Origin of the sequence: Azospirillum formosense, assembly GCF_040500525.1 — a bacterium.
GTDB lineage: Bacteria > Pseudomonadota > Alphaproteobacteria > Azospirillales > Azospirillaceae > Azospirillum > Azospirillum formosense_A.
Genome location: NZ_CP159404.1, coordinates 239,970 through 249,216 on the forward strand (window position 1 = coordinate 239,970; position 9,247 = coordinate 249,216).

Sequence of the window (9,247 nt, forward strand, 5' to 3'; positions counted from 1 at the left end):
AGGAGCTTCGCCGTCGTCCCGACGCAGGACTGCCCTGCGCGGCCGCCGGTCCGCTAATCCAACGGCTTCAGTTCCCCCAGAAGCGTGGGCAGCAGCTCGGCCACCGTGGGGTGGATGTGGACGGCGCGCTGAAGGGTGGGGTAGGGCGCCTTGGCGTACATCAGGTCCAGCACGCCGTGGATGGCCTCGTCGCCGCCGGGGCCGAGAATGGCGGCGCCGAGGATCTCCCGGTTGTCGGCGTCGACGACGATCCGCATGAAGCCCCGGGTCTCGCCCTTTTCGACCGCGCGCCCGACGCGGGTCATCGGCCGCATGCCGACCAGCGCGCGCCGGCCGGAGCGGCGGACCGCCTCGTCGGTCATGCCGACGCGGGCGAGCGGCGGATCCGTGTAGAGCGCGTAGGCCTGGATGCGGTCGTCCACGCTGCGCCGCTCGCCGTCGAGCAGGTTCGCCGCGACGATCTCGAAGTCGTTGTAGGCGGTGTGAGTGAAGGCGCCGCGCCCGTTGCAGTCACCCATCGCCCAGATGCCGGGCACGTTGGTGCGCAGCGTGTCGTCCACCGTGATGATGCCGCGGGCGTCGGTCGCCACCCCGGCCCGGTCGAGCCCGAGGTCGTCGGTGTTGGGCACGCGGCCCACCGCCAGCAGCGCGTGGCTTCCGACCACCGAGGGCGCTCCGGAGGCGCAGGTCACGCCCACTTCCACGCCGTCGTCGTGCGGGGCGAAGCGGATGCAGTCGGCCGACAGGCGGACCGTCACCCCCTCCGACTCCAGCAGGTCGCGGATCGCGGCGGAAACGTCGGGGTCCTCGCGCGGGATCAGCCGGTCGCCCCTCTCCACGATGGTCACCTCGGCGCCGAAACGGCGGTACATCTGGGCGAATTCCAGGCCGATGTAGCTGCCGCCGACCACCACCAGATGCCGCGGCACTTGGTCGAGGTCGAGGATCGTGCCGCTGGTCAGCACGCCGACGTCGCGCACGCCCGGCATGTCGGGCACCGCGGCGCGGGCGCCGACGTTGATGAAGATGCGCTCCGCCGTCAGCACTTCGTTGCCGACGCGCACGCAGGTGGGGGATTCGAAGCGGGCGTGACCCTGCAGCACACGGCAGTTGGGCATGCCGCGCAGCCAGCGTTCGACGTTCTGGCGCGACCGGCCCGAGACGGCGTCCTTGCGCGCCTTGACCTTGGCCATGTCGACCCGCACCGGCCCGTCCAGCATCACGCCGTATTCGGCGGCGCGCTGAGCCATCCGGGCCACGCGGGCGCTGGCGACCAGCGTCTTGGTCGGGGTGCAGCCGGTGTTCACGCAGGTGCCGCCGAACTGCTTGCGTTCGACGACCGCGACGGTCATGCCGGCGGCGGTGAGACGCTCGGCGAGCGGCGGCCCGGCCTGGCCGGCTCCGATGATGATGGCGTCGACCATGGCGTGCTCCTGCAGCCGGACCTGGGTGTCGGGGACCGCCGTCGGCCGGCCGCGGCCGCCGGCGCCGAACGGGGCGGAAGCAAAGCTAAGTGGAGCCGGGGGCCGGTCAAGACCGGGCGATCCGTCGGCGGAGTCCCCCTCGGCGGCGGAATGCCGCTACCATGGGCGCCAAGGGGGCGCCAAGGGGGCGCCAAAGGGGGGCGCCAGGGGAAGAGGCCGATCCATGGAACTCAGCATCGATCACCTGACGGAAGCCGGTTCGGGCAGCCGCGTCCTGGACAGCGACGGGGAAAGCCGGCTGCTGCGCGTGATGCGGCCGGACCAGCCCTTTCCCATCCTCGCGCGCATGGCCGTGACGCCGTCGGGCGGTCCGGGCGATCCGGCGAGGGAGGCCGGCGCTGCGCTCGACCGGCTGCGGCGGGAGCACGCCTTGTCGCGCCGGCTCGATCCCGCCTGGGCGGTCAAACCGGTCGATCTTCTGCCGCACGGCATGGCCCCGGTCCTGACCCTCGCCGATCCGGGCGGCCAGCCGCTCTCGGCGTTGGCCGTGCCGGGGATGCCGTTCCGCCAGCGGCTCGCCCTGGCGCTCCGCATGGCGGAGGCGGTGGCGCATCTGCACCGCCGCGGCCTGATGCACGGCGATTTGCGGCCGTTCAACCTGCTGGTCGGCGATGACGGCGCGGTGCGCCTGACCGGCTTCGGCCGGGCCTGCCCCGTGCCGGTGCCGCCGGGCCGGCCGGGCCACGTCGCCGGGCGGCCGGACCCGCTGCTGCCCTACATGGCCCCCGAACAGTCGGGGCGGACGGGCCGGCCGGTCGACCGCCGCAGCGACCTCTACGCGCTCGGGGTCACGCTCTACGAGCTGTTCACCGGCGCGCTTCCCTTCGCGGCGGGCGATGCCATGGAGTGGCTGCACAGCCATCTCGCGCGCGCGCCGATCGCGCCGGCCTTCCACGCCCCCGACCTGCCTGCGGCCATCGCCGACATCCTGTTGCGGCTGCTGGCCAAGATGGCGGAGGACCGCTACCAGACCGCCGGCGGCCTCGTCCGCGACCTCGCCCACGCGCTGCGGCTCTGGGATACGGAGGGCCGCATCCCCGCCTTTCCGGCCGGCCGCCGCGATCTGCCGGAGGGGCTGGTTCCGCCACCCGGCCTCTACGGGCGGGACGAGCCGGTGGCCGCTCTCGAGGCCGCCTTCGAGCGGGTCGCCACCCGGGGCCGGATGGGCATCGTCCTGATCGCCGGCCGGTCGGGCGTCGGCAAGTCGGCGGTCGTCCGCTCCCTGGAAGAACGTGCGGTGCCGCCGCAGGGCCTGTTCGCCGGCGGCAAGTTCGACCAGGGCGAGCGCGACCGTCCCTACGCCAGCCTCGCGGAAGCCTTTCGCGGGCTGGTCGCCCGAATCCTGGCGCTGCCGGCCCCGCATCGCGACCACTGGCGCCGCGCCCTGGCCGAGGCGGTGGGCGAGGGCGGCGCCCTGATGACCGCGCTGATCCCGAACCTCGCCGAGCTGATCGGGGGGCAGCCCGCCGTCCCGCCCTTGCCGCCGCGCGAGGCCCAGAACCGCTTCGACCTGCTGTTCCGGCGCGTCCTGCAGTGCTTCGCCCGCCCCGACCATCCGCTCGCCCTGTTCCTCGACGACCTGCAATGGCTGGACGGCGCGACGGTGGACCTGCTGGACCGGCTCGTCGCCGACGGCGGCATGGGCCATCTGCTGCTGGTCGGCGCCTATCGAAGCGACGAGGTCGGAGACGGCCACCCGCTGGAGACGCTGATGCGCCGGGTCGAGGCGGCCGGCGACGCGATCGACTGCGAGCGGATCGCGCTGGGGCCGCTGTCCGCCGACGACCTGGGCCGCATGATCGCCGACACGCTGGACCGCAGGCCCGACGAGGTGGCGGCGCTCGCCGACCGGCTGCAGGTGCGGACCGGCGGCAACGCCTTCTTCGCGGTCCAGCTGCTGACCGAACTGGAACGCTCCGGCCAGCTGTGGTTCGACCGCGACGCCCGGCGCTGGGACTGGGATCTGGCGGCGGTGGAGCGGGCGCCGGCGGGCGCCGGCATCGCCACGCTGATGGGCGAGCGGCTTGCCCGCTTTCCGGCGCCGACGCGTGACCTGCTGTTCCGCCACGCCGCGCTCGGCGCGGCCGTCCGGCTGTCCACGTTGGCCATCGCCGCCGGCCTGCCCGAGGCGGAGGCCGCGGGCCATCTGGAGCCGGTGCTGGCCGAAGGGCTGATCCTGCGCGCCGAGGACGGGGTCCGTTTCCTCCACGACCGGGTGCAGGAGGGAGCCTATGCCCTGGTGCCGGAGGACGCGCGCGGCGCGCTCCACCTCGGCATCGCCCGCGCGCTGCACCGCGGCTTCGCGGCCGACCTGACGGGGGAGCGGCTGTTCGCCGTGGTCGGCCAGTACGACCGGTGCTTGCCCCTGATCCGGGACGGGCGGGAGCGGGCGGAGGTGGCGGCGCTCCACCTCGCCGCCGGCCGCCAGGCCAGGGCGGCCAGCGCCCACGCCGCGGCGCTGGCCCACGCGCTGGGCGGCCTTCGCCTGCTGGAGGGCGGCGGTGATGGGCTGGCGGACGAGCCGGCGGACAGGCCGGCGGATGTCCGGTCGATCGGGCGGCTGGCCTTCGCGCTGGAGCATCTCCGGGCCGAATGCGAGTTCCTGTGCGGCGACCTGCGGCAGGCGGAGCGACGCCTGCTCGCCCTTGCCGGACGGGCCGAGGCGCCGGCGGACCGCGCCGCGATCACCGCGCTGCTCGTCACCGTCTTCACCGCCATCGACCGCAGCGACCGCGCCGTCGGGTCTTGTCTGGCCTATCTGCGGGGGGTGGGGATCGACTGGCCCGCCCATCCGCCGGCCGCCCTGGCCCAGGAGGAGTATGAGCGGCTGCGGGCGGCCATCGGCGGCCGGCCCATCGCGTCGCTGGTGTCGCTGCCCGCCGACCCCGACCTCGACAGCCGGGCGACGCTGGACGTGCTGGCCGCCGCCCTGCCGCCCGCCTTCTTCAGCGACCGCAACCTCGTCTGCCTGATCCTGTGCCGGATGGCCAACCTGACCCTGCGGAACGGGCGCAGCGACGCGTCCGCCCTGGGCTTCGCCTATCTCGGCATGATGGCCGGTCCCTGTTTTGGCGATTACGCCGCCGGCTACGACTTCGGCCGCCTCGGCTACGATCTGGCGGAGCGGCAGGGGCCGACGCGCTACCGGGCGCGGGTGCTGATGACCTTCGCCTATCACGTCGTCCCGTGGACCCGCGACATCCGCAGCGAGCGCGCCCTGCTGCTGCGCGCCTTCGACGAGGCGCGGGAGGCCGGCGACATCACCTATGGCGGTTTCACCAGCGTCACCCTCGTCACCAGCATGCTGGCGTCGGGCGACCCGCTGGCGACGGTCCAGTGCACGGCCGAGGCGCGCCTCGCCCATGTCCGGCAGGTGAGGTTCGGGCTCTGCGCCGACATCCTGACCACCCAGCTCCAGCTGCTGCGCGCCTTGCGCGGCCAGACCAACGCCATCGGCGGCTTCGACGGGCAGGGTTTCGACAACGCCGCCTTCGAGGCGCGGCTGCTCGCCAACCCCAGCCTGGACATCGCCACCTGCTGGCACTGGATCCGCACCCTCCAGCTCCGCTGCATCGCCGGGGAGATGACGGCGGCGGTCGAGGCGGCCGAGCGGGCGGAAGGGCTGCTGTGGACCACGGCCGGCCATTGGGAGATGGCGGAGTTCCACTTCCACGCCGCCCTGGCCCGCGCCGGGGCGATGGACGATGCCCCGCCGGACCAGCGTGCCCGTCACGCCGCGGCGCTCGACCGGCATCTCGCCCAGCTGCGCGATTGGGCGGGCCACGGCCCGGACAGTTTCGACGCCCGCTTCGCCCTGGCCGATGCGGAGGCGGCGCGGACCCGGGGGCGGACGGAGGACGCGATGCGCGGCTACGACCGCGCGGTCGAGGCGGCCCGGCGCGGCACCCTGCCGCATGTGGAGGCGCTGGCCCACGAACGCGCCGCCGCCCACTACCGCCGGCTGGGGGTGGCGACGCTGGAGCGCGCCTGCATCCGCGACGCGGCCGAGGCCTACGCGCGGTGGGGAGCCACCGCCAAGGTGCGGCAACTCAGCCGGCGCCATCCTTCCCTCGCCCTGGACGCGGTCGAGCCGGCCCCACCGGAGGCGCCGCGCGGCTTCGAGGGCCTCGATCCGGCGACGCTCCTCGGGACGCTGCGCGCGGTCGCCGACCAGGCGGGCGTGGAGCGGCTCACCACCAGCCTGCTGACCCTGGTCCTGGAGCATGCCGGCGCCAGCCGCGGCCTGCTGATCCTCGCCCGCGGCGACGGGTTGCGGGTGGAGGCGGAGGCGACGACCGGGCTCTACGGCGTGTCGGTCCGGCTGGTCCGCGAGGACGCCGAGCGCATCCCGCTGCCCCACGCCATCGTCAACGGCGCGATCCGCGACCAGGAGGCGGTGATCGTCGACGACACCCGGGCGTCCGGCCCCTTCTCGGCCGATCCCTATGTCCGCCGGACGGAGGCGCGCTCCATCCTGTGCCTGCCGCTGGTCCGTCGCCGCCGCGTCGTCGGGCTGCTGCATCTGGAGAACGCGCTGGCCACCCACGCCTTCACGCCGCAGCGGGTCAGCCTCCTGACGCTGCTCGGAGCCCAGGCCGCGGCGGCGCTGGAGACCGCGACGCTGGACGAGAAGGAGGCGCTGCTGAAGGAGATCCATCACCGGGTGAAGAACAACCTGCAACTCGTCACCAGCCTTCTCAACCTCCAGGCCCGCCGAGTCGAGGACGAGGCGGTCGCCGCCCTGTTCGCCGACAGCCGCGATCGCGTGCGGTCGATGGCCCTGGTGCACGAGAACCTCTACCGCCTCGGCAATTTCGCGCGCGTGCCGATGCGCGAGCATCTGGAATCGGTGTGTGCCCATCTGCTGCGCGCCTACGCCCGGCAGGCCGGCGCGGTGCGTCTGGAAACCGCCATGGACGACCTGCAGCTCGATCTCGACCGCGCGGTGCCCTGCGGCCTGATCGTCAACGAGCTGGTCTCCAACGCCCTGAAGCACGCCTTTCCGGGGGGACGGGGCGGGGTGCTCGGCGTGGCCCTGGCGGTGGACGGGCGGGAGTGCCGGCTGACCGTGCGCGACGACGGCGTGGGCTTGCCCGGTGGTTATGATCCCGATAGGATGGACACGCTCGGCTTCCAGCTGATCGCTGACTTGACCGCTCAGTTGCACGGTTCGTTGGAATACAACCCCAGCACAGGGACAGAATTCGTCGTTGCCTTTCCCTTGATGGGACGCAACCGGGGACATGAATGATCGCGGCTCGGATCCTGATTGTCGAAGACGACCGCATCGTCGCGCGTGATATCCAGCATCAGGTTTCCCGAATGGGCCATGTCGTGGTCGGACTGTCGGCCAGCGGCGAGGAGGCGGTGCGGCTGGCCTGCAGCCATCAACCGGACCTGGTGCTGATGGACATCCGCCTGGACGGGGAGATGGACGGGATCGAGGCGGCGCGCCGGATCCGCGAGGCGCAGCGCATCCCCGTGGTCTTCCTCACCGCCTACGCCAACGACGACGTCGTGGAGCGCGCCAGCCGGACGGAGCCCTTCGGTTACCTGCTGAAGCCCCTCGAAGAGCCTCAGATGCGCACCGTCATCCAGATGGCGCTCTACAAGCAGGCCAGCGACGCCAGGCTGCGGATGAGCGAACGGCGCTACGCCGCCACGCTCGCCAGCATCCGCGACGGGGTGATCCTGTGCGACCGCGACGGGCGCGTCGACTTCATGAACCGGGTGGCCGAGACGATGACCGGCTGGACGGCGGCGGAGGCGGCCGGGCGGCCGCTCGCCTCCGTCTTCGTCGCCCTGGACGAGGAAACGCAGGAACCGCAGGAGGATTTCTCCGCCCTCGTCCGGCACCATGGCGCCCATGCCCCGCCGGAACGGCTGTCCCGCCTGCTGCCCCGCGGCGAAACGGCTCCGGACCGGCCCGATTCGGCCGGGATCGTGGTGGAGGAGCGCTGCTCGGCCATCATCGACGACCGCGGCGAGGTGGCCGGTGCCATCCTGGTGTTCAGCGATCTGACCCAGCGCCGCCAGATCGCCGAGGCCTTGCGCAAGGCCGAGGCGGACCTCGCCCGGATTGGCCGGCTCACCATGATGGGCGAACTGGCCACCGCCGTCGCGCACGAGGTCAACCAGCCGCTGATGGCGATCATCACCAACGCCGGCACCTGCCTCCAGCATCTGTCGCAGCCCGAACCCGACCTGGGCAAGACCCGCGCCGTGGCGGAGCGGATCGTGCGCGACGCCCAACGGGCCGGCGACGTGATCCGCAGCATTCACGCCCTGGTGCGACGGACGCCGGCCGATCCGGGGCGGGTCGACATGAACGCCCTGGCCGTCGAGACGCTGGCGCTGGTGCGGGCCGAACTGCGCCGTGCCCGCATCACGGTGGAAACCGACCTTCAGGCGGGTCTGCCCTCGGTCCATGGCGACCGGGTGCAGCTGCAGCAGCTCATCCTCAACCTGGTGATGAACGCCGTCGAAGCGATGGCCGACCCCGGCCTGCCGTTGCGGCGGCTGCGCGTCGTCACCGCCGGCGGCGACGGCGGGATCAGCGTCCGTGTCGAGGACAGCGGGCCGGGCATCGCCGAGGCCGATCCGGAGGTCCTCTTCCGCGCTCTCTACACCACCAAGCCCGACGGGCTGGGCATGGGGCTGTCGATCAGCCGGTCGATCGCGGAACTGCACGGCGGGCGCCTGACCGCGACTCCGGGAACGCCCTGCGGCAGCGTGTTCGAAGCCGTGCTTCCGGCATCGCTCGGAGAGACGTGATGGGGATGGGGAGCAAGGCCGCCGGGACGGCGGTGACCGTGGTGGTCATCGACGACGACGAGTCCGTCCGCGAAGCGCTGGAAGGGCTGCTCGACTCCGTGGGATTGCCGGTGGTGAGCTTCGGATCGGTGCAGCAGTACATCGACCGCCCACCGGCCATCGACATCGGCTGCATGGTGCTGGACGTGCGGCTGCCGGGGCGCAGCGGGCTGGATTTCCAGGCGGAGCTGGCGCGCTGCGGCAACAGCCTCCCCGTGATCTTCATCAGCGGTCACGGCGACGTGCCGATGTCGGTCCGCGCGATGAAGGCGGGGGCTTTCGAGTTCTTGACCAAGCCGGTCCACCACCAGCATCTACTGGACGCCATCCACGCCGCCCTCGCCCAGCACGGGGAGCGGCGGGACCAGGAGCGCAGCCTCGTCGCCCAGCGTGCCCGCTTCGACTCGCTGACCGCGCGCGAGCGCGAGGTCACCATGATGGTGGTCTCCGGCCTGCGCAACAAGCAGATCGCCGGCGACCTGGACCTCAGCGAGGCGACGGTAAAGCTGCACCGCGGTCAGGCGATGCGCAAGATGGGGGTTCGGTCGGTGGTCGATCTGGTGCGCATCGTCGACAGTCTGGTTCCCGACCAAGCCCAGTGACGTCGCGGACCGGAGGTGCCGCCATCCACCGATCGGGACGGACCGGATCGCCGACGCCTCCAATCCCCGGGGACCTTCCTGTTGCCGGTGGGGTCCGAGTCGCTGCCACCGCACCCTTCGACGGCATCCAAACACACCTCCGTGATCGGAAGGGCTTTCTGGCGGCCTGCTCGCTTTCCGGATGGCGCTTCCCACGGTGAAATCACGAGCCGGTTCTTGGATCGTTCCTGCCGGATGCCCGAACCTCGCCGGATTGGTAACTTTTGGTTTCGAGATCAATCATGTGGCGAAACCTTCCCGTGCGGATCGCGCCACTGCAGCCGATGTATGCGTGCTGTCGTGTGAAGC

The 9,247-nt window shown here is 72.5% G+C and carries 4 protein-coding genes; 3 read left to right on the plus strand and 1 reads right to left on the minus strand.

Features of this window, described 5'->3' with window-relative positions; translation table 11 throughout:
- Positions 1–53 precede the first annotated feature (53 nt).
- A complete protein-coding gene (locus ABVN73_RS21985; RefSeq protein WP_353861323.1) occupies positions 54–1,424 on the minus strand; it encodes an FAD-containing oxidoreductase in 1,371 nt (456 codons plus the stop codon).
- A 223-nt stretch (positions 1,425–1,647) separates the two neighbouring features.
- On the opposite strand from ABVN73_RS21985, the gene ABVN73_RS21990 reads away from it, so the two are divergent.
- From ABVN73_RS21990 to ABVN73_RS22000, 3 genes are read left to right on the plus strand one after another with little or no spacing between them, the layout of a single operon-like run.
- The gene (locus ABVN73_RS21990) at positions 1,648–6,735 is read left to right on the plus strand and encodes an AAA family ATPase (RefSeq protein ID WP_353861324.1); all 5,088 of its coding nucleotides are present in this window, start codon (positions 1,648–1,650) and stop codon (positions 6,733–6,735) included.
- Positions 6,732–8,258 (plus strand): response regulator, encoded by a 1,527-nt coding sequence (locus ABVN73_RS21995; protein ID WP_353861325.1) that lies wholly within the window; start codon positions 6,732–6,734, stop codon positions 8,256–8,258. The genes ABVN73_RS21990 and ABVN73_RS21995 overlap by 4 nt, the downstream gene beginning before the upstream one ends.
- A 5-nt stretch (positions 8,259–8,263) precedes the next feature.
- Positions 8,264–8,899, plus strand: coding sequence for a response regulator (locus ABVN73_RS22000; RefSeq protein ID WP_353861326.1), 636 nt, complete (start codon positions 8,264–8,266; stop codon positions 8,897–8,899).
- Positions 8,900–9,247: the final 348 nt, after the last annotated feature.